The organism is Streptomyces sp. NPDC002386 (assembly GCF_053593175.1).
Map to the genome: position 1 here is coordinate 1 of NZ_JBSFBX010000026.1, position 24254 is coordinate 24254.

Below are 24254 nucleotides of genomic sequence, written 5' to 3' on the forward strand. Positions count from 1 at the left end.
ACAACCCCGGCGGGCACCGCGACGCAACCGGCCACCACCCGCCCCCCTCGCGCGGTACACCGGCCCGGACAGCGCGGTGGGCCGCGTCGACGCGGACGACGGCTGCTTACGGAACGACGGATGCTCACACAGAGTTCCCGGCGAGCACGGAGAGTTCCCGGTGGCCGGTGTTCCGGTTCCGAGAAGGGTTCAGAGTCCCTTCGGCAGCCAGTCGGGCAGTGCCTCGGTCCGCTCCACCCAGCGCGCGGGAGGGGTGCCCGCCTTGCCGGAGCCGAGCACGCCGCCCACGATCGCGCAGGTCGTGTCCACGTCACCGCCGACCTGGGCGGTCGTCCAGAACGCGGCCTCGAAGTCGGCCAGGGCCCGCGCCGCGGACCAGAGGGCGAACGGGACGGTGTCGTGGGCCGACGTGCGGCGCCCGCAGCCCAGCACGGCCGCGACGGTGGCCGGATCGCCGTAGTCGAGCATGTCGCGGGCCCGGCGCAGACCCGCGCCGACTGCGCTCTTGGGGATGAGTGCGATGACACCGTCGAGAAGCGCCTCGGGGCCGGGCGGGCCGCCCGGTGAGGCGGCCAGCGCGGCGGCCGCGGCGACGGCCATCGCGCCCACCACGGCCTCCCGGTGCTGGTGCGTGGGGTAGGCCGAGATCTCCGCCTGGTGGGTCGCCTGCTCGGGGTCGTCGGCGTACCAGGCGCCGAGCGGCGCGATGCGCATCGCGGCGCCGTTGCCCCAGGACCCCTGTCCGTTGAAGAGGGCGGCCGCGAGCTCGCGCCAGTCCTCACCCTCACGGACGAGGCGGAGCAGCCTGTTCACGGCCGGGCCGTAGCCGCGGTCGAAGTCGTGGTGCTCGGCGAAGGAGCGGGCCAGCGCGTCCTGGTCGAGGCGGTGGTGGACGGCCAGGACGGCCACCACGGAGCAGGCCATCTCCGTGTCGTCGGTCCACTGCCAGGGGCCGGCGGGCAGCTCGCGGCGCTTGAGCAAGGGGTAGTTCGCCGGGACGAAGAACTGCGAGCCCAGCGCGTCCCCCACCGCCAGTCCGCGCAGGCTGGCCAGGGCCCGGTTCAGGCGCTCGAGAGAAGAGGAGTCTGCGGTCATCGGTCTGCCACTCTATCCGGAACCCCAGTGCGGTACCGGATCCCGCCATCGCTCGAAGGGCCGGTTGAGGGTGTACTTGTCGTCGTCACCCAGAACGAGCGTCCGCATCTCGGCGTTCCCGGGATTCGACAGCGATTCGAATTCGGCCACGGTCCAGTGGAACCAGCGCATGCAGAACAGCCGCATCGCCAGTCCGTGCGTCACCAGCAGCACGTTCGGCGGATGATCCGGCGCCTCGAAGCTCCGGAACAGGCTCTCCAGGAAGCCGCCGACCCGGTCGTAGACATCGGCGCCGGACTCGCCCTGCGGGAACCGGAAGAAGAAATGGCCGTAGGCGTCCCGGTACGCCTTCTGCAGGCGCACGTCCTCGCGCTCCTGCCAGTTGCCCCAGTCCTGCTCGCGCAGCCTGGGCTCCTCCCGCACCCGTATCAGGCCGGGGTCCAGATGGAAGGCGCGCAACGTCTCGTGGGTACGGCGGTAGGGGGACACGTACACGCTCACGCGTTCCCGGCCGAAGAGCTCCCGGATCTCCTTTCCGGTCTCCTCGGCCTGTCTCCAGCCGCGTTCCGTCAGGGCGAGAGCGTGGTCGGGCTCCCGCTCGTACACGGAGTCATCAACATTGCCCGTTGACTCGCCGTGCCGGACAAGGACGATGCGCCGTGGTCGTGCCATGCCGAAACCCTAGATCGAACGGGGGACTGTGGAGCACTCGTACGGGCCCCATACGGCGTAGGTCACACGTATCCCGCGCATGGGGGCACCGACGGGCGCACCGTTCCCGCGTCACGCCCGCGTTGGTTTTTCCAACCGTCCAGGGGCCGCACCTCGTGCTCGAGGCGCCCGGTTCAGACCGTCCAGGAGGGCTCCAGCTCCACGATGTCACCCGACAGGGCCGCGATGTCCGCCTCAGTCTGGGCGCGCAGGGCGAGGCGCTCCACCCGCTCGGTGCGGTACTTGCCGTGCTCGGCCGCCGACCGCCACATGGACAGGATGAGGAACTCCTGCTCGGGTGCCTCGGCGAACATGCCCCGGATCATGCCGGGCGAGCCGGCCATGGCAGGGTTCCAGACCTTCTCCTGCATGAGGGTGAAGTGCTCCACCCGTTCCTCGTGGACCCGGCACAGGGCGACACGGATCAGGTCCGAGTCGGTGAACCGGGGCTCGAAGCCGGTCTTCACGTCGAACCGGTACTCGAACAGTTTGACCTGGGAATCCTTGAACGTGCCGGACTGGGCGGCCGCCAGGCGGTCGTGGGAGCGGGCCATGAAGGAGTCGTAGAAGGCGCGGCTCTCCCAGAAGGCGAAGATGTGCGCCACCCCGGGCCGCTGCCGGCTCCAGCCTCCGCCCTGGCCCCGAAAACCCGGCTCCCCCGGAAGCCCCGCCCATTTCCGCTGCCCGCGCTCGAACCCGCGGCGGTCCACCACGGTGCAGCGAATCCACTTGACCAGCACCGCGCCATCGTAAGGCCACCGGGCGTGGCGCCGGTCACGCTCCGGCTGAGATCACCCGCGCACGCTCCCCCGCGCGCGTGGCACGATGAACAAACGGCCCCATTGCCGGGGCAGTTGACAGGTATGGCACTTCAAGGGGGTGGCGAAGCCCGTGGCTGGCTTCAGCAAGGGAATCCGCAAGGTCGAGGTCGCGCTCAAGTGGGACCCCAGTCCGGCGGGCCGCCCGCCGACCGATCTGGACATCGTGGCGGGCCCGTTCGAGTCCGGCGACCTGTACGGGGCGCCCGCCTATCTGGTGCACTTCGACAGCCGTTCGCCGGACGGCACGATCTTCCTCAACCGGGACAGCACGGACGGCAAGGGCTTCGGCTGGGACGAGGTCATGACGCTCGAGCTCGACCGGCTCGACGGCCGGTACGCGCGCGTGGTGGTCGGTGTGGTCATCCAGCAGCAGAACGGGCGCAGGACCTTCTCCGACGTGCTCGGACCGGCCATGCGCATCCGCGAGGGCTACACGGTGCTCGGCGAGGACACCTTCGCCTCGGTCCCCGACGCCACGGCGGCCACGATCGGCGAGTTCCTGCGGGACGACTCCGGTGGATGGACCTTCCACCCGGGAGTCCACGGCTACGACGAGGATCCGGCGGTCTTCCCCCGCGTCATGGGCAGCAGACGCAGCTCCTGACGCCCAGGCGCGGAGGCGCACGGGTAAGGGGCGCCGGCTGAGTGCCGGCGCCCCTTACCTCAGGAACGGTGTGCGATCAGCTGCAGCCGCTGGTCGAGCCGCAGCCCTCGCAGATGTAGCAGGAACCGGCCCGCTGCATCTTCGTACCGCAGGAGAAGCACAGCGGGGCGTCGGCCTGGATGCCCAGCTGCATCTCCACCAGCTCGGCGCTGGTGTGCGCCTGCTTCGGGGCCGGCGCGGCCACCTCGGGCTCGGCCTTCGGCGTGGCGACCGCCTTCAGCTCCTGGGCGCGCGGCGCCGACTGGGCCAGACCCTCGACGTCGACCTCGTCGTCGGCCGGCTCGTAGGAGCCGGTCTCCAGGTGCCGCTGGCGCTCCTCGGCGGAGTGGATGCCGAGCGCGGAGCGCGTCTCGAAGGGCAGGAAGTCCAGCGCCAGGCGGCGGAAGATGTAGTCGACGATCGACTGCGCCATCCGCACGTCCGGGTCGTCCGTCATGCCGGCCGGCTCGAAGCGCATGTTGGTGAACTTCGAGACGTACGTCTCCAGGGGCACGCCGTACTGCAGACCCACGGAGACGGCGATGGAGAAGGCGTCCATCATGCCCGCGAGGGTCGAGCCCTGCTTGGACATCTTCAGGAAGACCTCACCGAGACCGTCGTCGGGGTAAGAGTTGGCGGTCATGTAGCCCTCGGCGCCGCCGACCGTGAAGGACGTGGTGATGCCGGGACGGCCCTTGGGGAGGCGCTTGCGGACCGGCCGGTACTCGACGATCTTCTCGACCGTCTCGCGGATGGCGGCCTCCGCCTTCTCCGTGACCTCGGCCTTCTCCTTCTCCTTGGTCTTGGCGGAGAGCGGCTGGCCGACCTTGCAGTTGTCGCGGTAGATGGCGAGCGCCTTGACGCCCAGCTTCCACGCCTCGTAGTAGATCTCCTCGACCTCCTCGACGGTCGCCGTCTCCGGCATGTTGACCGTCTTGGAGATGGCGCCGGAGATCCACGGCTGGATCGCGGCCATCATCCGGACGTGGCCCATCGGGGAGATGGCGCGCTCGCCCATGGCGCAGTCGAACACCTCGTAGTGCTCGGGCTTGAGGCTGGGGGCGTCGATCACATTGCCGTTCTCGGCGATGTGGGCGACGATCGCCTCGATCTGCTCCTCCTGGTAGCCCAGGCGGCGCAGGGCCTGCGGGACGGTGCCGTTGACGATCTGCATCGAGCCGCCGCCGACGAGCTTCTTGAACTTCACCAGCGCGAGGTCGGGCTCGACACCGGTGGTGTCGCAGGACATCGCCAGGCCGATGGTGCCGGTCGGCGCGAGGACGGACGCCTGGGAGTTACGGAAACCGTTCTTGTCGCCGATGCGGACGACGTCCTGCCAGGCCTCCGTGGCGGCGGCCCAGACCGGGGTGTCCAGGTCGTCCATGCGGACGGCCCCGCCGTTGGCGTCGGCGTGCTGCTTCATGACGCGCTTGTGCGCGTCGGCGTTGCGGGCGTAGCCGTCGTACGGGCCGACGACGGCGGCCAGCTCGGCGGAGCGGCGGTAGGCCGTACCGGTCATCAGCGAGGTGATGGCACCGGCGAGGGCGCGGCCGCCGTCGGAGTCGTAGGCGTGGCCGGTCGCCATCAGCAGGGCGCCGAGGTTGGCGTAGCCGATGCCGAGCTGGCGGAACGCGCGCGTGTTCTCGCCGATCTTCTGGGTCGGGAAGTCCGCGAAGCAGATCGAGATGTCCATCGCGGTGATGACCAGCTCGACGACCTTCTGGAAGCGCTCGGTCTCGAAGGACTGGTGGCCCTTGCCGTCGTCCTTGAGGAACTTCATCAGGTTCAGCGAGGCCAGGTTGCAGGACGTGTTGTCCAGGTGCATGTACTCGCTGCACGGGTTCGACGCGGTGATCCGGCCGGACTCGGGGCAGGTGTGCCAGTTGTTGATGGTGTCGTCGTACTGGATGCCCGGGTCGGCGCAGGCCCAGGCGGCCTCGGCGATCTTGCGGAAGAGCGCCTTGGCGTCGACCTCCTCGATGACCTCACCGGTCATACGGGCGCGCAGGCCGAACTTGCCGCTCGACTCGACCGCCGACATGAACTCGTCGTTCACGCGGACCGAGTTGTTGGCGTTCTGGTACTGGACGGACGTGATGTCGTCGCCGCCCAGATCCATGTCGAAGCCCGCGTCGCGCAGGACGCGGATCTTCTCCTCCTCGCTGACCTTCGTCTGGATGAAGTCCTCGATGTCGGGGTGGTCGACGTCGAGCACGACCATCTTGGCGGCGCGGCGGGTGGCGCCACCGGACTTGATGGTGCCGGCGGAGGCGTCGGCGCCGCGCATGAAGGAGACGGGGCCGGAGGCGTTGCCACCGGAGGAGAGCAGCTCCTTGGAGGAGCGGATGCGGGAGAGGTTCAGGCCTGCGCCGGAGCCGCCCTTGAAGATCATGCCCTCTTCCTTGTACCAGTCGAGGATCGACTCCATGGAGTCGTCGACGGACAGGATGAAACAGGCGGAGACCTGCTGGGGCTGCGTGGTGCCGACGTTGAACCAGACGGGGCTGTTGAAGCTGAAGATCTGGTGCAGGAGGGCGTAAGCCAGCTCGTGCTCGAAGATCTCGGCGTCGGCGGGCGAGGCGAAGTACTTGTAGTCCTCGCCGGCCTTCCGGTACGTCTTCACGATGCGGTCGATCAGCTGCTTGAGGCTGACCTCGCGCTGCGGGGTGCCGACAGCGCCCCGGAAGTACTTGCTGGTGACGATGTTGACCGCGTTCACCGACCAGAAGTCGGGGAACTCGACGCCACGCTGCTCGAAATTGACCGAGCCGTCGCGCCAGTTGGTCATGACGACGTCACGGCGCTCCCAGGCCACCTCGTCGTACGGGTGTACGCCGGGGGTGGTGTGGATGCGCTCGATGTGCAGTCCCTTGTTACCCGCCTTGGCTCCCTTGGCTCGGGAACCTCGTGCCGGACCGCTCGCCGTCTCTGTCATGCCGCCTCCCTGTACGGGCGAAAACGCCCTGAAGTGCCCCGATGTTCCCGTGGCACGGTGTTCTGTCTGGTGTCGCGGGGGCTCTCAACTGCCACCCGCAACAGGTCTTCGGTCGCCGCCTCCCGAGCCGGAACCCGGGCGTCCGTCCGGATTCCGACGCGCCGGTCAGTCGGCGGCGTGGGCGGGCACGGGGACCGCGTCGGTCCCTCCGGGCCCGCGTTCGTCTTCCTGGCTCCCCGCTCCCGCGTCCTCGCCGTCCGCGGCGGGGCCTCGCGTCTGCCTCAGCTCCGCGATCGCGGCCTCGAAGTCGTCGAGCGAGTCGAAGGCCCGGTAGACGGAGGCGAATCGCAGATAGGCGACGAGGTCGAGTTCCTGCAACGGGCCGAGTATGGCCAGACCCACGTCATGGGTGGTCAGCTCGGCACTTCCGGTGGCGCGCACCGCCTCCTCGACCCGCTGGCCGAGCTGGGCGAGTGCGTCCTCGGTGACGGGCCGTCCCTGGCATGCCTTGCGCACGCCGTTGATGACCTTGGTGCGGCTGAACGGTTCGGTCACTCCGGACCGCTTCACCACCATGAGCGAGCACGTCTCCACGGTCGTGAAACGACGGGAGCAGTCGGGGCACTGGCGGCGCCTGCGGATCGACGTGCCGTCGTCGGTCGTACGGCTGTCGACCACGCGGCTGTCGGGGTGCCTGCAGAAGGGGCAGTGCATGATCTCCAACCCTCCTCACAGCAGACTCAATGGCCCCGCTGGACCACATGGGCCCCTCGAAGCAGCCCTAAGCATAGGCGATCGCGAAGCCATCTCAGACCCGGGGGACCACAACTTGTGGGCTGCGGTAAGCATCCAACCACTAGATGTAGGGCTTGGCCCATACACCGAGGCGGTTACGCGTGTCGTCGCGCAGGAGCAGGCCCCGGATACCCGCTGCCGGCATTTCCGAACACGCGGGCGCAGGGACGTATCGATCCTGCGGTTACGGAGATACCGTGGGCGCCGCACGGAGACCACGTGGGACTCCGGCGCAGAAGGGAGCCGGATCCGGGTGCACCGGGTGCCGGGTGGCAGACTGAGGGCACAACCCGCAAGGTCGCCGATCCCGGCGGTGAAGAGTACAACAATGGGCACTTTTGCCCGTCAGGTGCCGCGTTAGCTATACACCCAGACACATGATCGCGTCAGGCGAATCGCACTTTTTCACTCGAACGTGTGTTTGGCGCAACCTTTCGAAAGCAACTACCGTTGTCCAGCAGGGAGACCATCGAGAGGGGCCGACGTGACCACCACCGCAGACAGTGCCACCATCACCGCCCAGGACCGCCCCATGGGCCGAGTCGAGCCGGTACATGCGATGAACGAAGCCACGAATCCCGAGGGGCACAAGCGCTCCCTGCCCGGCCGACCTCCCGGTATCCGGGCGGACAGCTCAGGGCTCACCGACCGGCAGCGCCGGGTGATCGAGGTCATCAGGGATTCGGTGCAGCGACGCGGGTATCCGCCGTCCATGCGCGAGATCGGCCAGGCCGTCGGCCTCTCCAGCACGTCCTCGGTGGCGCACCAGCTGATGGCACTGGAGCGCAAGGGCTTCCTGCGCCGCGACCCGCACCGCCCGCGCGCGTACGAGGTGCGCGGCTCCGACCAGGCCGTGACGGTGCAGCCCACCGACACCGCCGGCAAGCCCGCCGCGTCCTACGTCCCGCTGGTCGGCCGTATCGCCGCCGGTGGACCGATCCTCGCCGAGGAGTCGGTCGAGGACGTGTTCCCGCTGCCCCGCCAGCTCGTCGGCGACGGCGAGCTGTTCGTCCTGAAGGTCGTCGGTGACTCCATGATCGAGGCCGCGATCTGCGACGGCGACTGGGTCACCGTCCGGCGCCAGCCGGTCGCCGAGAACGGCGACATCGTCGCCGCGATGCTCGAGGGCGAAGCCACCGTGAAGCGCTTCAAGCGCGAGGACGGACACGTCTGGCTCCTGCCGCACAACGCCGCCTACGAGCCGATCCCCGGCGACGACGCGACCATTCTGGGCAAGGTCGTCGCCGTGCTGCGCCGCGTGTGACGGCCGTGGCGGGCGGGCCGGACGGCTCGCCCCCCTGACCGGGCCCCGGGACCCCTGCGCCGGTTCCGGGGCCCTGTGCTGTGCGGACCACCCTGGACGGCCGCACCGACCGTCACACGTGTGGCGGTCCGGCCGACGCCGGCCGGACCGGCCGGCTCACTGCTCCTGTGTCTGTTTCTCTTCCGTCTGCCTCGCGGCCGCGTCGATGGCCGCGAGCGACTTGCGCACCTGGTTGCGGTCCGTGGTGTACCAGAAGTCGGGAAGTGACGCCTTGAGGTAGCTGCCGTACCGCGCGGTGGCGAGCCGCTGATCGAGTACGGCGACCACGCCACGGTCCCCCGAGGCGCGGACCAGACGGCCGGCGCCCTGGGCCATGAGAAGGGCCGCATGGGTCGCGGCCACGGCCATGAAGCCGTTGCCGCCCGCGTCCTCCACCGCCTTCTGCCGGGCGCTCATCAGCGGGTCGTCGGGCCGCGGGAACGGGATCTTGTCCATGATCACCAGCTGACAGCTGGGCCCCGGGACGTCCACGCCCTGCCACAGCGACAACGTGCCGAACAGACAGGTCCGCGGGTCGGCGGCGAAGTTCTTGATCAGCTCGCCGAGCGTCTCCTCGCCCTGGAGCAGGATGGGGAACTCGGGGATCCGGGAGCGCAGCTCCTCCGCGGCGAGCTGCGCGGCACGCATGGAGGAGAACAGTCCGAGGGTGCGGCCACCGGCCGCCTGGATCAGCTCGGTCAGCTCATCGAGCATGTCGGAGCGCTCGCCGTCCCGCGCGGGGCGCGCGAGGTGCTTCGCGACGTACAGGATGCCCTGCCTGGGGTAGTCGAAGGGCGAGCCGACGTCCACGCCCTTCCACTGCGGCAGATCCTCGCCCTCCGTACCCTCGGGACCTAGCCCCAGGGAGGCGCCGACGCCGTTGAAGTCGCCGCCCAGCTTGAGCGTCGCCGAGGTGAGGACGACGCTGCGGTCCGCGAAGAGCTTCTCCCTGAGCAGCCCGGAGACCGACATCGGCGCGACACGCAGAGAGGCGCCGAAGCGGTCGTGGCGCTCGTACCAGACCACGTCCCACTCGGAGCCGTTGACCACGCGCTCCGCCACGTCGTGCACGGTCTCGACCGAGGCCAGCGCCTGCTTGCGGACCGCGTCCTCGTCCTGGACGGACTTGTCGCGGGTGGAGCCAAGCGCGGTGATGACCGTGCGGGCCGCGTCCCTCAGTGCCATCAGCGCGTAGCCGAGGTCCTCCGGGATCTCCTCGAGGCGGCCCGGCAGAGCCAGTTCCATCAGCCGCTCGAAGCCCTCAGCGGCGGTCTGGAGCTGGTCGGCGGCCTTCTCGTTCACCAGCTTGGCCGCCCGGCGCACGGCGCGGTTGACCTGGCCGGGTGTGAGTTCGCCGGTGGCGACTCCGGTGACGCGGGAGACGAGCTCGTGCGCCTCGTCCACGATCAGCACCTCGTGCTGCGGCAGCACCGGGGCGCCCTCGATGGCATCGATGGCCAGGAGGGCGTGGTTGGTGACGACGACCTCGGCGAGCTTGGCGCGCTCGCGCGCCATCTCCGCGAAGCACTCGGCGCCGTAGGCGCACTTCGACGCGCCCAGGCACTCCCGGGACGACACCGACACCTGCGCCCAGGCTCGGTCCGAGACACCCGGCGTCAGGCCGTCACGGTCGCCGGTCTCCGTCTCGTCGGCCCAGTCACGCAGGCGGAGCAGATCCTGTCCCAGCTTGCTGGTGGGCGCGGCGGCCTCGAACTGGTCGAAGAGCCCGTCCTCCTCGTCCTGCGGCATGCCCTCGTGCAGGCGGTGCAGGCACAGATAGTTCGACCTGCCCTTGAGCATGGCGAAGTCCGGACGTCGGCGCAGCAGCGGGTGCAGGGCGTCGACCGTGCGCGGCAGGTCGCGTTCCACGAGCTGGCGCTGCAGTGCGAGCGTGGCCGTGGCGACGACCACCCGCTCCCCGTGCGCGAGCGCGGGCACGAGATAGCCCAGCGACTTTCCGGTGCCGGTGCCGGCCTGGACCAGCAGGTGGGATCCGTCGTCGATCGCCTCGGCGACCGCTTCGGCCATGGTCACCTGGCCGGGGCGCTCCGTGCCGCCGACGGCCGCGACGGCGGCGTGCAGGAGTTCGGGGAGAGAGGGCTTCGTCATAGCCCGACCACCCTACGGCCCGGCACTGACAATCGGGTGGTCGAGGCGGGGGCGAGGGACGGGATCACTGCCGGGCCTCCTTGGGCGCGGATCGGCTGCGGCGGCTTCGCCGGGCTTCCGGATCTTTTCCAGGCGGCCGGGAACCTCGCCGGTCCGCCGTTCGTACTCAATGTGACGACGTCGACACAATCGGCTACGGCCGCTGGTTCGGGACGCGGTCCCGGACCACGAGGGCGGCTCGCTTGCCGGGCAGTTCGACCTCGGACGCGAATCGGAACCCGGCGCGCAGGAAGGCGGTGACGGAAGCGGTGTTGCGGACATCCGGCTCGGCGACGACCCGGGCACAGGCGGGACGACGGTCCAGAACGAGATCGGTCACGGCCTTGAGCAGGGCGGAGCCCAGTCCTCGCCCCCGGTCGGCGGCCTCCCCGACGAGGAGGTGGATCCCGGTGTCGTGCGGACGAGTCGGACAGTGGCGGGCCAGCGGATCGAGATCCGCCCGGTAGATCTCCCAGTAGCTCATGGGGACGCCGTCCAGCACGCCCAGGCACGGCACGCTGCGGCCGTCGCCGTCGAGCTGGGCGCGCAGATGGTCCTCGGTCCTGTCCATGGGCCCCGCCAGCTCCCAGAAGGCGTCGACAGCGGGGTCGTTCATCCAGCGGTGGATGAGCGGCAGGTCGTCCTCGAGACGCACGGGGACCAGGTGGAAGAGGCCCACGGGGGTGATGGTCGGCCCCCAGCCGGACACGTCGTCGAGCAGGTCGGCGGTGGCGAAGAGGGCGACGAACTCGGCGGGCAGGCGCAGATGCAGCGTGGCCTCGCCGTCCTCGGGAGATGCGGTGTCGGTGCTGGTGTCGGTGGAGGGCACGGTGCGCTCCTTTCGGCAAGAGGAGGTGGAGGGTGCGCGGGAGACGCGCGGGAGCAGAGCTGTTCGTTCAGGAGTGGAGGGGGTTGGCGATGGCGACGTAGACGGACTGGGTGTCGACCGGGCCGACGAGTTCGTCCATGCCGTGCAGCCGGGTCAGCAGGTTGGCCTTGCAGCGCAGTACGGGTGAGTCGAGCAGCAGGCCGGGCAGCGGGGTACGCAGAGCGATCGGGCCCGAGGCGGCATCGGTGAGAAAGCCGCGGAACGCGGCGAGAAGCAGTCCCTCGTCGGCGAGTTGCTGGGAGCCGAAGGCGCCGATCAGCCCGAGCACGTTGTTGATAGCGAGGTAGTACGCGAAGCGTTCGTCGGTCACCTCGTCCGCGACGAAGGTGTCACTGCGCGTTCCGATCCCGGGCAGCCGCGCGTCGAGTTCGGCCCGCCGGGACTCGCGGAAGTAGTAGCCCTGGTTGTCGCGGTACCGGCCGCCGGCGGGCCAGCCGTCGCGGTCGAGCAGGACCAGCGTGTTCTGCTGGTGCGCCTCGAGGGCGATGCCGGCCTCACTGTCCAGCCAGAGCACCGGCCGTACGACCTGCTCCAGATAGCGCAGGAACCACTCCGCGGCGACGGCTCCGACGGGGCGCCCGGTGCGTGCGGCGAGCCGCGCGACGAGTTGCGACAGCCGGGACCGCAGGGCCCAGGGTCCCTTGGTCGGCCACGGGTCCGTATCCGGTTCCGCGAGTGGCCGGGGCGAGACGAGCCCGGCCAGACAGCTCACGTCGTCGGCCGGGGTGAACGGATTGTGCCTGATCACGACGTCGAGGCCGGGCAGGGGACGCCCGTCCCGGTCGTCGACGGCGAGCCAGGCGGGGTCGCGGACGATGTCGAAGGCGGGGTGCGCGGCCTGCCACTGGCGGGCCAGCCCGCCGCGCAGCAACCGGTGCACCTCGACTCCGCGGTGGAGTTCCTTGCGCAGGTTCTCGCGACGGGAGTTGGTGATGCGCAGGCCCAGCGACAGTTTCAGCATCGCGGGGGCACCGGATCGATGGACGGTGCGTACGGAGGAGGTGGGATGCCAGGGTGAGCCGGACGGACCGAGGTCGCGGAGGGTTCCGGAGTCGAGCAGTTCGGCGACCGCATCGCGGTGCCTGAGTTCCCTGGCCTGCCAGGGGTGCAGCGGCAGCGCGGCGTATCCGTCGGGGAGGCGAAGGGATGTTCCGGCGAGCCGCTGGGTGAGCCGGTCCGCGGGAACGGTACGGCCGCGCTCGGTCCAGGCGGAGTCGGCGGCCTGGAGGAAGGGGGCCACGGCCCACCAGTGCAGCGGGAACGAGCCGCGCGACTCCGGTGAGTACAGCGGGCCCTCGGCCTCGGTCAGGCCTTCCCGGCTCTTCGGGGCGGGATGCAGGGGATGTCCGAGGAGGAGGGACTGCTCGGCGCTGAGGAAGAGGTCGGGGCCGTCGGCCGGGTGTGCGCGCCGCTCGCTGATGAACGTCTCGGTGCGGCGCAGGGAGTCGGCCACCCTTGCGACCAGATCTCCACCGTCGCCTGCGACCCCCGGCTGCTCGGGGATACTCGCGGTGCCGGGGGTGGTGCCCTCGGGGGTCTCCCTGGCGAGGAGCGCCGCGAGGGTGATCGCGTCGACGGGCGGAGCCGTCTCGGCGCCGGCGAGACGGACCGGCCCGAAGCGGTGCCAGCCCGCCGGGGACCAGTGCCGGACCTGGACGATCAGCGCGGTGCCACTGCGGAGCAGCGGGATGCGGAGGGTACCGGGGGCGGGGGCGGTGAGACCGGTCTCCCGTACCCAGCAGCGCAGGAGGTTCTCGACGGTGGCTGCCTGGGCGGCGGTGCCGGGATCGGGGTCCTCCAGCGGGTCGGCGCCGAGGGCTCCCGCGCTCACGAGGTCCGGGGCCCGTCGCTTCTGCTGGGGGAAGGAATCGGCGAGCGGCACGTGGGAAGGCTGGGTTCCGGAGTCGCCCTGTTCGTCGGGGCTGCCGGAACGGCCGTCGGGTGCGGGGGTGGCGTTCAAGGCGGCTCCTCGAGGAGGGGTGGGCTGGGGTAGCGGGGGCGTCAGCGTGTTCGCGTCAGGGCGGCGTCCCGTCGTCCGCCCGGCCGCCGTGGGGTGGCGCGGCCTTGCGGTGGTGTCTCCGTGCGGTCGTCCGGTCCTGGCGCCGGGGCCGGGGCCGAGCGGTCACGTCGCACGCGCTGTCCGCTGGCGAACGGAACGAAGGGGGTAGCGCGTGGGTGGCTCCTGGGTCCTGGTGATGGGGCCGCTCTCGTGGGGCGGCTAGCCGTGGCCGGGGACGAGGTTGTCGTGGGGGCGGTGTCGGCGGCCCCGGTCCCGCTGTCGGCCGGCTGCCGCTGCCACGGCGTCGGCCAGACGGTCCATGACGGCTGCCGCCTGCTCGTCGGAGATGGTCAGCGGAGGCAGGAGACGTACGACGCCGGCGTGGCGACCGCCGAGTTCCACGATGAGCCCGCGGTGGAGGCACTCCCGCTGGACGGCTGCCGCGAGCTCGGGGTCGGCGCGGTGCGGTGCGGGGGTTGCCCGGTGGGCTTCGGCGGCGGCCTGGTGATCACCGGCGAAGAAGTCCTCAGCCGGTCCGGTTGCCTCGCTCTCCGGATCCACCAGCTCGATGCCGATCATGAGGCCGCGTCCCCGGACGTCACCGACGCACGGAAACGCACTCTGCAAGTGCCGGAGTTGGGACAGCATCCGCGCGCCCAAGGCGGCGGCCCGCTGGGCGAGACCGTTCTCCCGTACGTGGGCCAGGGTCGCGGTGCCGGCGGCCATGGCCAGCTGGTTGCCGCGGAAGGTGCCCGCGTGGGCGCCGGGCTGCCAGGCGTCGAGGTCGTCGCGGTAGACGACCACGGCCAGCGGGAGGCTGCCGCCGATGGCTTTGGAGAGGACCATGACGTCGGGTGTGACACCGCTGTGCTCCACCGCCCAGAAGGCGCCGGTGCGGCCGACGCCGGTCTGGATCTCGTCGGCGATCAGCGGGACGGACCGCTCGGCAGTGATCTCCCGCATGCGGCGCAGCCAGTCGTCCGGCGCCGGGATCACACCGCCCTCGCCCTGGACGGGTTCGACGATCATCCCGGCGGGGAGCGGCACGCCCGACTTCGGGTCGTCCAGGAGGGACTCGGTCCAGCGGGCGGCGAGTTCGGCACCGCGCGGGCCGCCGATGCCGAAGGGGCAGCGGTAGTCCTGCGGGTACGGCAGCCGCGCGACCCGTACGTCGCCGGCTCCGCCGGAGGCGGCCATGGCCCCGGCCGTCATGCCGTGGTAGGCACCGGTGAAGGCGAGCATGCCGGTGCGTCCGGTCGCGGTGCGGACCAGTTTGAGCGCCGCTTCGACGGCGTCGGTGCCGGCCGGTCCGCAGAACTGCACCCGGGCACGGTCGGCGAGCCCGGGCGGCAGGGTACGGAACAGCTCGGTGATGAAGGCGTCCTTCACCGGCGTCGCCAGGTCGAGGACGGAGAGCGGGGCGCCGGAGTCGAGGACCCGGCGGATGGCCTCCAGGACCACCGGGTGGTTGTGGCCGAGTGCGAGGGTCCCGGCGCCCGAGAGGCAGTCCAGGTAGCGGCGGCCGTCGGCGCCCTCGATGGTCAGTCCCCGCGCCCGCACGGGCACGATGGGCAGAGCGCGCGCGTAGGTGCGTGCCGCGGACTCACGCGCCGACTGGCGCCTGAGGATCCCCTCGTGCACCGCGCGCTCTTCCCCGTACGCACCTTCAGCCACCGACTCGGTCACGGCCACGACTCGCTGTCCTCCCCGCTGTCCAGAGGCGGTTGATCCGCGGGGACCGGGCACACACAGCCGACCCCCCACCCCTACAACCGCGGACCGGCCCACGGGTTACGGGTTGCCCCGCAATCCCCGCAATCCCCGTGATCGGTGGACCCCTGTCCCCGTGATCCCCGGAAGGCGGCCGATGCGTCCGATGCCCCCGCCCCCGCGCCCTCGCGCCCGTGGCAGACCCTGGTGCGCCCGTCGCCTGACCCGCTCGCCGCTCGTGATGCCGCCCACCCGGTGTCAGCGCAGGCTGGAAGACAGCGTGCCCGGAACCGGCCGACGCCGCCCGGCACCCCTGATCGCACCGCGCCGGAAAGCCCCTGGAGGTTGCTCATGACGAACCTGCCCCCGCCGCCCACCCCGCAGCTCGAGCCCGCGGCGAAGGAACTCGCCGACGCCACCGCGCCGCACCCCCGCATCTACGAGGTGCCTCCCGCGCAGGGGCGCGACATCCTGGCCGGCCTGCAGACCGGTGAAGGGGTGGAGAAGCCTGCCGTCGACGAGAGCTGGACCGACGTCGACGCCGGTGAGTGGGGCACCGTCCGCGTCCGCGTCGTCAGGCCCCGGGGTGCCGAGGGCCCGTTGCCGGTGATCTTCTACATCCATGGCGCCGGCTGGGTCTTCGGCGACGAGAACACCCACGACCGTCTCGTGCGCGAGCTGGCCGTCGGGGCGAACGCGGCCGCGGTCTTCCCCGTCTACGACCGTGCGCCCGAGGCCAGGTACCCCACCCAGATCGAGCAGAACTACGCCGTCGCGCGGTGGGTCGTGGAGCACGGTGCGGAGACGGGTCTCGACGCCTCACGCATGGTCGTCTGCGGCGACTCCGTCGGCGGCAACATGTCGGCGGTCCTCGCCCAGATGGCGAAGGACCGCGGTGACGTCCGCCTCGCCGCCCAGGTCCTGCTCTACCCGGTGACCGACGCGAACTTCGACACCGCGTCCTATCTGCAGTTCGCCGAGGGCTACTACCTCACCCGGGACGGCATGCTCTGGTTCTGGGACCAGTACACGACCGACGACTCCCAGCGGAAGGAGCGCTATGCCTCGCCGCTGCGCGCCTCCCTCGACGACCTGAGGGGCCTGCCGCCCGCCGTCGTGATCACCGACGAGGCCGACGTGCTGCGCGACGAGGGCGAGGCCTACGCGGCCCGGCTGCGGGAGGCAGGCGTGCCGGTCACCGCCGTGCGGGTGCTCGGCATGGTGCACGACTTCCTGATGCTCGACAGCCTGCGCGACTGCCATGCGACCGGCGTCGCCCGCGGGATCGCCGTCGGTGCCATCAGGAACGCCCTGCACGGCGACTGAGGTTCCCGACCCACCGGGCGCTGCCGGGCCCCGTTCCCCCCTGCTCGCGGGCGCCCGCGTTCCCGAATCGGCCGAGCCGCGGTGCCGTGTCCTCCACGAGGTGAGGGCACGGCACCGCGGCTCGTGTGCTTCCAGGTCAGGCCGCTTGTAGCCGAACCGTTGCCGGACCGTCGGAACTCCCCCACAGCGAACGCATAGTGTGTGATGCCGTTCCCAGCGGACCAGTGGACCGGCGTCAACTCCCCATGAGTGCGGTGCCGGTGGCTGGACCGAAGCGCCGAGTACCTTCACAGCAGGGGGAGTCAACAGAATGCGATCCATACGGCCGTCGTTCACCGTTCGCCGAGGGAGGGGCGCGCCGCGCAGGACCTCCCCCGTGCTGGCGACGGTCGCCCTCGTCTCGGCGCTGGCGCTGACCGCCACGGCCTGCAACGGCGACGGCGACGACAACGCCGACGACAGGCCGACCGCCACCGCGACCCAGGGCGGCACCGGCGACGGCAAGATCAAGATTCCGGACGACATCCGTCAGAAGCTCAAGGAGCACGGGATCGATGTCGACAAGTGGAAGAACGGCGCCTGGAAGAACTGGGACAGGGACGACTGGCTGCGCGAGGCCAACGACTTCGTCAACCCAATCATCAAGGGCCTGTGGAACCCGGACCGGATGCGGGACGCCGACGACCCGGCCAAGCGTGTCGACGACAACGACATCTCCGGTGACCAGGGCGTGACGGACCCGACCCCGGCGCCGGTGACGGCACAGGCGGTCAGGCCGCCGTACCACACCAGCGCGGCCGCGTCGGGCAAGGTCTTCTTCGACTCCCCCGAGGGCACGATGGTCTGCTCGGCGACGGTCGTGCAGGACCCGGCGCACCCGGGCAAGTCGAATCTCCTCTGGACGGCCGGCCACTGTGTGCACGCCGGCAAGAGCGGTGGCTGGTACCGCAACATCGCGTTCGTGCCGTCGTACAACAACCAGGGCAAGTCGAACGCCCAGCTGCAGAACGCGAGCCGGGCCGAGGTCGCCCCGTACGGCGTCTGGTGGGCCGACGCGGCGAAGACCTCGCAGCAGTGGATCGACCAGGGCGGCCGCACCGGCGGCAACGGCGCCTCCTACGACTTCGCGGTCATCCATGTGACGCCGGAGCAGGGCAACGCGGGCAAGTCGCTGGAGGAGACGGTCGGCGGAGCGCTCCCGGTGAACTTCGGCGCCCCGGCCGTGCCGAAGGTGCAGAGCATCACGGCGACGGGCTACCCGGCGGCGGCTCCGTACGACGGCCAGCTCGCCTACCAGTGCCAGGACAAGCCGGGCCGGCTGTCCCTCGGCAAGTCGGACCCGACGATGTACCGCATCGGCTGCACGATGACCGGCGGCTCCTCCGGCGGCGGCTGGGTGGAGACCGGCTCGGACGGCAAGCCCGCCCTGGTGTCCAACACCTCGATCGGCCCGGTGCGCGCGGGCTGGCTGGCGGGTCCCCGTCTGGGCGACGTGGCCAAGGGCGTCTACGACTCGGTCAGCAAGAAGTTCGCCGGGCAGTAGCGCCCACCGCGGTACACGGGGCCGTACGGCGGCGAGATGTCCGCGGGACCTCGCCGCCGTCCGGCCCCGGCCCCACGCCTTCGGCCGAGGAGGCCGACAAGACGGTCACCGAGGATGCGGCGGCCGGGCGGGGCGTCAGCGATCCGGAGCCGCGGCCGGTGCCGGCCGAGGCGGAGCGGACGCCGTACCCGAAGTCGCTGGAGGAGACGGTCGGCGCGGCGCTCGACGTCGACTTCTCCGCGCCGTCCGCGACCGAGGTGGCGAGCATGGGCGCCTGGGGCTACCCGGCGGCACCGCCGTACAACGGGCTGAAGATGTTCAAGTGCCTGGACCGGCCGGGCCGGCTGGCGCTGAGTCCGTCGCTGCCCACCATGTACCGGATCGGCTGCACGATGACCGGTGGCTCCTCCGGCGGCGGCTGGTTCCGGGTGGTGAACGGCAGGACCGAGCTGGTGTCGAACACCTCGATCGGGCCGGTCACCAACACCTGGCTCGCCGGCCCGCGGCTCGGCAAGGAGGCCGAGGCGCTCTACCTGGACGTGAGCCGCGCGTACGGCGGACGGTGACGCGGCCGTCGACCCATGACGAGAGGCCCGCCACCCGGAACGGGGTGGCGGGCCTCTCGCACACGCCGGGTCGCCCTGGGGTCAGGCCGTGGGCGTCGGTGTGTAGGGCGCCAGGTCCGCGGCCAGTTCCTCGTGCACCCGGACCTTGAGCAGGGTGCCCTCCGCGGTGTGCTCCTCGGAGATCACCTCGCCCTCGGTATGGGCGCGGGCGACGAGCTTGCCGTGGGTGTACGGGACGAGCGCCTCGACCTCGACCGAGGGGCGGGGCAGCTCGTTGTCGATCAGCGTGAGCAGTTCCTCGATGCCCTGGCCGGTGCGGGCCGAGACGGCGATGGAGCGCTTCTCCACCCGCAGCAGCCGCTGGAGCACCAGCGGGTCGGCCGCGTCCGCCTTGTTGATCACGACGATCTCGGGCACGTCGGTGGCGCCGACGTCCCGGATCACCTCGCGCACGGCGGCCAACTGCTCCTCCGGGACCGGGTGCGAGCCGTCCACCACGTGCACGATGAGGTCGGAGTCGCCGACCTCCTCCATGGTGGAGCGGAACGCCTCGACCAGGTGGTGCGGCAGGTGCCGGACGAAACCGACGGTGTCGGCCAGCGTGTACAGCCGCCCGCTCGGGGTCTCGGCCCGGCGGACGGTCGGGTCCAGGGTCGCGAACAGCGCGTTCTCGACCAGGACGCCCGCGCCCGTCAGACGGTTGAGCAGGGAGGACTTGCCGGCGTTGGTGTAGCCCGCGATGGCGACGGACGGCACCTTGTTGCGCCGGCGCTCCTGGCGCTTGATCTCGCGGCCGGTCTTCATGTCCGCGATCTCACGGCGCATCTTCGCCATCTTCTCGCGGATCCGGCGCCGGTCCGTCTCGATCTTGGTCTCACCGGGGCCACGGGTGGCCAGACCGCCGCGACCGCCACCCATCTGGCGGGACAGCGACTGACCCCAGCCTCGCAGCCTGGGCAGCATGTACTGCATCTGCGCCAGGGCGACCTGCGCCTTGCCCTCTCGGGACTTGGCGTGCTGCGCGAAGATGTCGAGGATCAGGGCCGTACGGTCGATGACCTTGACCTTGACGACGTCCTCGAGCTGGATGAGCTGGCCCGGGCTCAGCTCACCGTCGCAGATGACGGTGTCCGCGCCCGTTTCGATGACGATGTCGCGCAGCTCCAGCGCCTTGCCGGAGCCGATGTAGGTGGCCGCGTCGGGCTTGTCCCGGCGCTGGATCACGCCGTCGAGCACGAGCGCGCCCGCGGTCTCCGCGAGGGCGGCCAGCTCCGCGAGGGAGTTGTCCGCGTCCTGGATGGTTCCGCTGGTCCAGACCCCGACGAGCACGACCCGCTCCAGGCGGAGCTGGCGGTACTCGACCTCGGTGACGTCCTCCAGCTCGGTGGAGAGGCCCGCTACGCGGCGCAGCGCCGCCCGCTCGGAGCGGTCGAACTGCTCGCCGTCCCGCTCGCCGTCGATCTCGTGGCTCCAGGCGACGTCCTCTTCCATCAGGGCATCGGCCCGAAGACCTTCGGGATAGTCGTGCGCGAGGCGCTTGGTGTCCTGGGAAGGGGAAGAAGAGGAGGTCATTGGATCCTTACGTCGGTGGGAATGCCGGGTCGGCGCTCATTGTGAACAACGCGCGGGTACCCCGGGAGATTCCCGTGTCCCGTGCCGCGCCGACCCGAAGATGGTCGCACGGCGCGGCACGGCTCGTCACCGCCTTATCGCCGGACCGGCGCACCCTTCTTGCCGCGCTTGTCCCGCTTGGGTTCCTTGGCGGACTTGCCGCTCTTCCAGTCCGGGTGGCCGGGCATCGGCGGGGTCTTCTCGCCGTACAGCCAGGGCTGGAAGAAGCCGGTCAGGTCGCGGCCGGCGACGGCTGAGGCCTGGCGGACGAAATCGGCGGTGGTGGCGGTCGAGTCGCGGTGGTCCCGGACCCAGGTCCGCTCCAGGCGGTCGAAGGCCCGCGTGCCGATCTCCTGACGCAGGGCGTAGAGCACCAGCGCCGCGCCGTCGTAGATGTTCGGCCGGAAGATGCTGATCTTCTGGCCGGGCGCGGGCGCCTTGGGCCGGGCCGGGGGGCCGCCCTCGGCCCGCCAGCGGTCGGAGGCGCCGTAGGCGTCCTTCATGCGGTCCGCCATGGAGTGCTTGGACTTCTCCTGGGCGTAGAGGGACTCGTACCAGGTGGCGTGCCCCTCGTTCAGCCAGACGTCGGACCAGGTGCGCGGGCTGACGCTGTCGCCGAACCACTGGTGGGACAGCTCGTGCACCATGATCGAGTCGACGTACCAGGCGGGGTAGGCGGGCTTCGTGAAGAGGTCCTTCTCGAAGAGCGACAGCGTCTGCGTCTCCAGTTCGAAACCGGTGGAGGCCTGGGTCATGAGCAGCCCGTAGGTCTCGAACGGGTAGGAGCCGACCTTGCTCTCCAGCCAGGCGATCTGGCCGGGCGTCTTCGCGAGCCACGGTTCGAGCGCCTTGCGGTCGGCGCTGGGCACGACGTCGCGGACCGGCAGCCCGTGCGGTCCCTCGCGGCGCACCACGGCGGAGCGGCCGATGGACACCTGGGCGAGCTCGGTGGCCATGGGGTGCTGGGTGCGGTAGGTCCAGGTGGTGGCGCGGCCGACGCGCTCGGCGCCGGCGGGCAGGCCGTTGGCCACGGCGGTGTAGTCGTTCGGGGCGGTGACCCGGATGGTGAACATCGCCTTGTCGGACGGGTGGTCGTTGCACGGGAAGACCAGGTGGGCGGCGTCGGCCTGGTTCGCCATCGCGAGGCCGTCGGTGGTGCGCACCCAGCCGCCGTCCTGGCCCTTGGCGCTGACCGGGTCGCTGGTGTGCTTCACCGTGATCCGGGTCCAGCTTCCCCGGGGCAGCCGGTGGTCCGGTGTGACCACCAGGTCCTCGCCCGCGCTCGTGAAGGCGGCGGGGCGGCCGTCCACCTCGACGGACTCGACGGTGCCGTGCGCGAAGTCGAGGTTGAGGCGGTCCAGGCCGGTGGTCGTCCAGGCGTTGATGGTGGTGACGGCCCGCAGTGGCTTGTCGTTCTTCCCGGTGTAGGTGAAGGACAGGTCGTACGACGCCACGTCGTATCCGGGGTTGCCCAGGGTCGGGAAGAGCCGGTCTCCGACGCCCAGGGGCTCGGCCGGGGCAGCGGCGGCGAGCAGGCAGACGGAGACGGCGGAGGCGAGCAGGGCGGCCTTCCGGCGGCGGAAGGGGCGGAGGGTCAGGCCCCGGCGGAGGGTGAGCGGCATGCACCACCGCTACCAGCGCGCAAGTGCGGCACGACGGCGACGCGCGCCGGGCCCACCCGATCGGGTTGGTCCCGCAGAGCCTTCTTCAGGAATCCGGCCGCCTTCGGCGTCCCCTCAGGAGGCGGGCGCCTGGTGCTGGGCCCGGGCCACGTCGAACACCCCCGGCACGTCGCGCATCGCCCGCATGAGGGCCGGGAGGTGCGCCGCGTCGGGGAGCTGGAGGGTGTAGGTGTGGCGGACCCGTTGCTGGCTGGGGGGTTCCACGGTCGCGGAGACGATGTCGACGCCGGCCAGGGCGATCGCCTCGGTCAGGTCGGCAAGCAGATGCGGGCGGCCGAACGATTCGGCGACGAGGGTGACCCGGCACTCGGTGGTGTCCCCCCAGCGCACGTCGATCTCGGTGCGCCCCCGGTTCGTCATCTCCGCCACCGCGGCGCACTCCACGCGGTGCACGGTCACCACTCCCCCGCGCACGGCGAAACCGGTGATCCCGTCCGGCGGTACGGGCGTACAGCATCCCGCGAGCCGGACGGTGGCTCCGGGCCGGTCCAGGAGCACGTCGGCGCCGCGTGGGCGGGCGACGCCGGCGCTCTCGGCCTCGGTGGGCCGGAAGGCCGCCTCGCCGGCCCCGCTCCCGGCGGCACGTTCCGCCTCCTCGGTCCGCGTTTCGGCCGGCGCCTCAGCGCTGCCGCCGGGATGCGCGGCCAGCCACCGCTGGATGGCGATCCGCGCGGCGGCGGTGTGGGCGTGCTCCAGCCATTCGCGGGAGGGCTCGGACGCCGGGTCCTGGCCCATGAGGAGCTGGACCGCGTCGCCGTCCCGCAGCACGGTGCTGAGGGTGGCCAGGCGGCCGTTGACGCGGGCGCCGATGCAGGCGTGGGCGTCCTCGCCGTACTGGGCGTAGGCGGCGTCCACGCAGCTGGCGCCCTCGGGCAGGCCGAGGGCGCCGCCGTCCGGCCGGAACACGGTGATCTCACGGTCCTGGGCGAGGTCCTCGCGCAAGGTGGACCAGAAGGTGTCGGGGTCGGGCGCGGCCTCCTGCCAGTCGAGGAGGCGGGAGAGCCAGCCGGGGCGGGTGGGGTCGGCGCGCTCGCCGTCGGCGGGGTCGTCGGCCCCGGGGGCATAGGGGTTGCCGAGCGCGACGACGCCGGCCTCCGCGACCCGGTGCATCTGGTGGGTGCGGATCAGGACCTCGACGACCTGCCCGTCCGCGTGGGCGACGGCGGTGTGCAGCGACTGGTAGAGGTTGAACTTGGGTACGGCGATGAAGTCCTTGAACTCGGAGACGACCGGCGTCATGCACGTGTGCAGTTCGCCCAGGACGCCGTAGCAGTCGGCGTCCTCCGCCACGAGCACCAGCAGCCGGCCGAAGTCGGCGCCGCGCAGCTGTCCCCGTTTGCGGGCCACCCGGTGGACGGAGACGAAGTGCCGGGGGCGGATGAGGACTTCGGCGGCGATGTCGGCCTCGCGCAGCACCGCGCGGACCGACTCGGCGGTCTCCGCGAGCGTGTCGTCGGGATGGGCCGCGTTCCCGGCGATCAGTTCCCGGGTGTGTTCGTACTCCTCGGGATGGAGGATGGCGAAGACCAGGTCCTCCAGTTCGGTCTTCAGCGCCTGCACGCCGAGGCGTTCGGCGAGCGGGATGAGGACGTCCCGGGTGACCTTGGCGATCCGCGCCTGTTTCTCGGGGCGCATCACGCCGAGGGTGCGCATGTTGTGCAGACGGTCGGCGAGCTTGATCGACATCACCCGCACGTCGCTGCCCGTGGCGACGAGCATCTTGCGGAAGGTCTCGGGCTCGGCGGCGGCCCCGTAGTCGACCTTCTCCAGCTTGGTGACGCCGTCGACGAGATAACGCACCTCCTCGCCGAACTCCTCCCGCACCTGATCCAGTGTCACGTCGGTGTCCTCGACGGTGTCGTGGAGCAGGGAGGCCGTCAAGGTCGTCGTCTCCGCGCCGAGTTCGGCGAGGATCAGGGTCACGGCCAGGGGGTGCGTGATGTACGGCTCGCCACTCTTGCGCATCTGGCCGCGGTGCGAGGACTCGGCCAGGACGTAGGCGCGGCGCAGCGGTTCGAGGTCCGCGTCGGGGTGGTGCGCGCGGTGCGCGTCGACGACGTGGCCGATGGCGTCGGGAAGCTTGTCGCGCGCGGTGGGGCCGAGCAGCGCGGCCCGGCCGAGCCGGCGCAGGTCGATCCTGGCCCGGGACTTCCGGCGGACCGCCGCGGGCGCTGCCGCGGCCGGGCCGGGGTTCGCAGGGTTCGTGGCCTCCGCACTCATGGGCACCTCCGGCTCGTGGACCGGCGGACGGAGCCCGGGGCGTGCGCGGCTCAGGGATGGCGACGTTCCCCCGTCCGTGCCGGTGCTTGATGCTACCGAGCCCATCACGTGCGGCTGACCGCCTCTCGCCGAGCGTGAAACGGATCACCCAATCGAGCGACGACGTGGAGGTTTAGAGTTTGCGCCACCTGCACTGCGCTCGGCCGCGATTTCGAATGGTCCCGGCAACCGGAAATCGCTGATCCGGGCGCCCGGGA

General features: G+C 71.1%; 16 protein-coding genes and 1 pseudogene. 5 read left to right on the forward strand and 12 right to left on the reverse strand.

The window, feature by feature from the left end; translation table 11 throughout:
* Positions 1–189: 189 nt before the first annotated feature.
* The 3 genes from ACWCPN_RS33825 to ACWCPN_RS33835 all read right to left on the reverse strand — a co-directional run bounded on the left by ACWCPN_RS33825 (position 190) and on the right by ACWCPN_RS33835 (position 2546).
* On the reverse strand, positions 190–1095 hold the full coding sequence (locus ACWCPN_RS33825; protein WP_451214269.1) for an ADP-ribosylglycohydrolase family protein: 906 nt from the start codon (positions 1093–1095) through the stop codon (positions 190–192).
* Between the two features lie 12 nt (positions 1096–1107).
* Entirely contained in the window at positions 1108–1767 is a 660-nt protein-coding gene (locus ACWCPN_RS33830; RefSeq protein ID WP_199212278.1) for a histidine phosphatase family protein, read from the reverse strand.
* Positions 1768–1940: 173 nt separating this feature from the next.
* Positions 1941–2546: a YdbC family protein gene (locus tag ACWCPN_RS33835; protein ID WP_392293230.1), complete on the reverse strand. Its 606-nt coding sequence runs from the start codon at positions 2544–2546 to the stop codon at positions 1941–1943.
* A 151-nt stretch (positions 2547–2697) separates the two neighbouring features.
* Between ACWCPN_RS33835 and ACWCPN_RS33840 the strand changes: the two genes are divergently transcribed.
* Positions 2698–3231 carry a TerD family protein gene (locus ACWCPN_RS33840; RefSeq protein ID WP_451214272.1) on the forward strand — a complete coding sequence of 178 codons (534 nt, stop codon included), beginning with the start codon at positions 2698–2700 and terminating at the stop codon, positions 3229–3231.
* Positions 3232–3307: 76 nt separating this feature from the next.
* Here the strand turns inward: ACWCPN_RS33840 and ACWCPN_RS33845 are convergent, their stop codons facing one another.
* Together ACWCPN_RS33845 and nrdR are read right to left on the reverse strand one after the other, a co-directional pair.
* Positions 3308–6205 carry a vitamin B12-dependent ribonucleotide reductase gene (locus ACWCPN_RS33845; protein WP_451214274.1) on the reverse strand — a complete coding sequence of 966 codons (2898 nt, stop codon included), beginning with the start codon at positions 6203–6205 and terminating at the stop codon, positions 3308–3310.
* Positions 6206–6370: 165 nt separating this feature from the next.
* Complete coding sequence (nrdR, locus tag ACWCPN_RS33850) at positions 6371–6919, reverse strand: transcriptional regulator NrdR (protein WP_365129897.1); 549 nt, start codon at positions 6917–6919, stop codon at positions 6371–6373.
* Between the two features lie 565 nt (positions 6920–7484).
* Here nrdR and lexA point away from each other — a divergent pair.
* A complete protein-coding gene (gene lexA, locus ACWCPN_RS33855; RefSeq protein WP_199212273.1) occupies positions 7485–8264 on the forward strand; it encodes a transcriptional repressor LexA in 780 nt (259 codons plus the stop codon).
* 156 nt (positions 8265–8420) lie between these two features.
* Here lexA and ACWCPN_RS33860 read toward each other — a convergent pair whose 3' ends face one another.
* The 4 genes from ACWCPN_RS33860 to ACWCPN_RS33875 all read right to left on the reverse strand — a co-directional run bounded on the left by ACWCPN_RS33860 (position 8421) and on the right by ACWCPN_RS33875 (position 15031).
* Complete coding sequence (locus ACWCPN_RS33860; RefSeq protein WP_199212272.1) at positions 8421–10412, reverse strand: ATP-dependent DNA helicase; 1992 nt, start codon at positions 10410–10412, stop codon at positions 8421–8423.
* Positions 10413–10605: 193 nt separating this feature from the next.
* The gene (locus ACWCPN_RS33865) at positions 10606–11280 is read right to left on the reverse strand and encodes a GNAT family N-acetyltransferase (RefSeq protein ID WP_451214279.1); all 675 of its coding nucleotides are present in this window, start codon (positions 11278–11280) and stop codon (positions 10606–10608) included.
* 67 nt (positions 11281–11347) lie between these two features.
* Positions 11348–13300, reverse strand: coding sequence for an IucA/IucC family protein (locus tag ACWCPN_RS33870; RefSeq protein ID WP_451214282.1), 1953 nt, complete (start codon positions 13298–13300; stop codon positions 11348–11350).
* 258 nt (positions 13301–13558) lie between these two features.
* Positions 13559–15031, reverse strand: coding sequence for a diaminobutyrate--2-oxoglutarate transaminase family protein (locus tag ACWCPN_RS33875; protein ID WP_451214285.1), 1473 nt, complete (start codon positions 15029–15031; stop codon positions 13559–13561).
* A 369-nt stretch (positions 15032–15400) separates the two neighbouring features.
* On the opposite strand from ACWCPN_RS33875, the gene ACWCPN_RS33880 reads away from it, so the two are divergent.
* The 3 genes and pseudogenes from ACWCPN_RS33880 to ACWCPN_RS33890 all read left to right on the forward strand — a co-directional run.
* Complete coding sequence (locus ACWCPN_RS33880; RefSeq protein WP_451214288.1) at positions 15401–16375, forward strand: alpha/beta hydrolase; 975 nt, start codon at positions 15401–15403, stop codon at positions 16373–16375.
* Between the two features lie 310 nt (positions 16376–16685).
* On the forward strand, positions 16686–17918 hold the full coding sequence (locus tag ACWCPN_RS33885) for a trypsin-like serine peptidase (RefSeq protein WP_451214291.1): 1233 nt from the start codon (positions 16686–16688) through the stop codon (positions 17916–17918).
* A 191-nt stretch (positions 17919–18109) separates the two neighbouring features.
* Positions 18110–18484: pseudogene (locus ACWCPN_RS33890) on the forward strand (hypothetical protein); the annotation flags it as partial.
* An 81-nt stretch (positions 18485–18565) separates the two neighbouring features.
* On the opposite strand, the gene hflX reads toward ACWCPN_RS33890, so the two are convergent.
* The 3 genes from hflX to ACWCPN_RS33905 all read right to left on the reverse strand — a co-directional run bounded on the left by hflX (position 18566) and on the right by ACWCPN_RS33905 (position 23997).
* Positions 18566–20056 carry a GTPase HflX gene (hflX, locus tag ACWCPN_RS33895; RefSeq protein ID WP_365129903.1) on the reverse strand — a complete coding sequence of 497 codons (1491 nt, stop codon included), beginning with the start codon at positions 20054–20056 and terminating at the stop codon, positions 18566–18568.
* A gap of 134 nt (positions 20057–20190) precedes the next feature.
* Positions 20191–21717, reverse strand: a complete 1527-nt coding sequence (locus ACWCPN_RS33900) for a M1 family metallopeptidase (protein WP_451214295.1) — start codon at positions 21715–21717, stop codon at positions 20191–20193.
* Positions 21718–21831: 114 nt separating this feature from the next.
* Entirely contained in the window at positions 21832–23997 is a 2166-nt protein-coding gene (locus ACWCPN_RS33905; RefSeq protein WP_451214298.1) for a RelA/SpoT family protein, read from the reverse strand.
* Positions 23998–24254 lie beyond the last annotated feature (257 nt).

Bases quoted from the DNA above. Each gene is read 5' to 3' on its own strand.
- ACWCPN_RS33825 (WP_451214269.1), bottom strand. From the start codon at position 1,095: ATGACCGCAGACTCCTCTTCTCTCGAGCGCCTGAACCGGGCCCTGGCC.
- ACWCPN_RS33830 (WP_199212278.1), bottom strand. From the start codon at position 1,767: ATGGCACGACCACGGCGCATCGTCCTTGTCCGGCACGGCGAGTCAACG.
- ACWCPN_RS33845 (WP_451214274.1), bottom strand. From the start codon at position 6,205: ATGACAGAGACGGCGAGCGGTCCGGCACGAGGTTCCCGAGCCAAGGGA.
- nrdR (WP_365129897.1), bottom strand. From the start codon at position 6,919: ATGCACTGCCCCTTCTGCAGGCACCCCGACAGCCGCGTGGTCGACAGC.
- ACWCPN_RS33860 (WP_199212272.1), bottom strand. From the start codon at position 10,412: ATGACGAAGCCCTCTCTCCCCGAACTCCTGCACGCCGCCGTCGCGGCC.
- ACWCPN_RS33880 (WP_451214288.1), top strand. From the start codon at position 15,401: ATGACGAACCTGCCCCCGCCGCCCACCCCGCAGCTCGAGCCCGCGGCG.
- ACWCPN_RS33885 (WP_451214291.1), top strand. From the start codon at position 16,686: ATGCGATCCATACGGCCGTCGTTCACCGTTCGCCGAGGGAGGGGCGCG.
- hflX (WP_365129903.1), bottom strand. From the start codon at position 20,056: ATGACCTCCTCTTCTTCCCCTTCCCAGGACACCAAGCGCCTCGCGCAC.
- ACWCPN_RS33900 (WP_451214295.1), bottom strand. From the start codon at position 21,717: ATGCCGCTCACCCTCCGCCGGGGCCTGACCCTCCGCCCCTTCCGCCGC.
- ACWCPN_RS33905 (WP_451214298.1), bottom strand. From the start codon at position 23,997: ATGAGTGCGGAGGCCACGAACCCTGCGAACCCCGGCCCGGCCGCGGCA.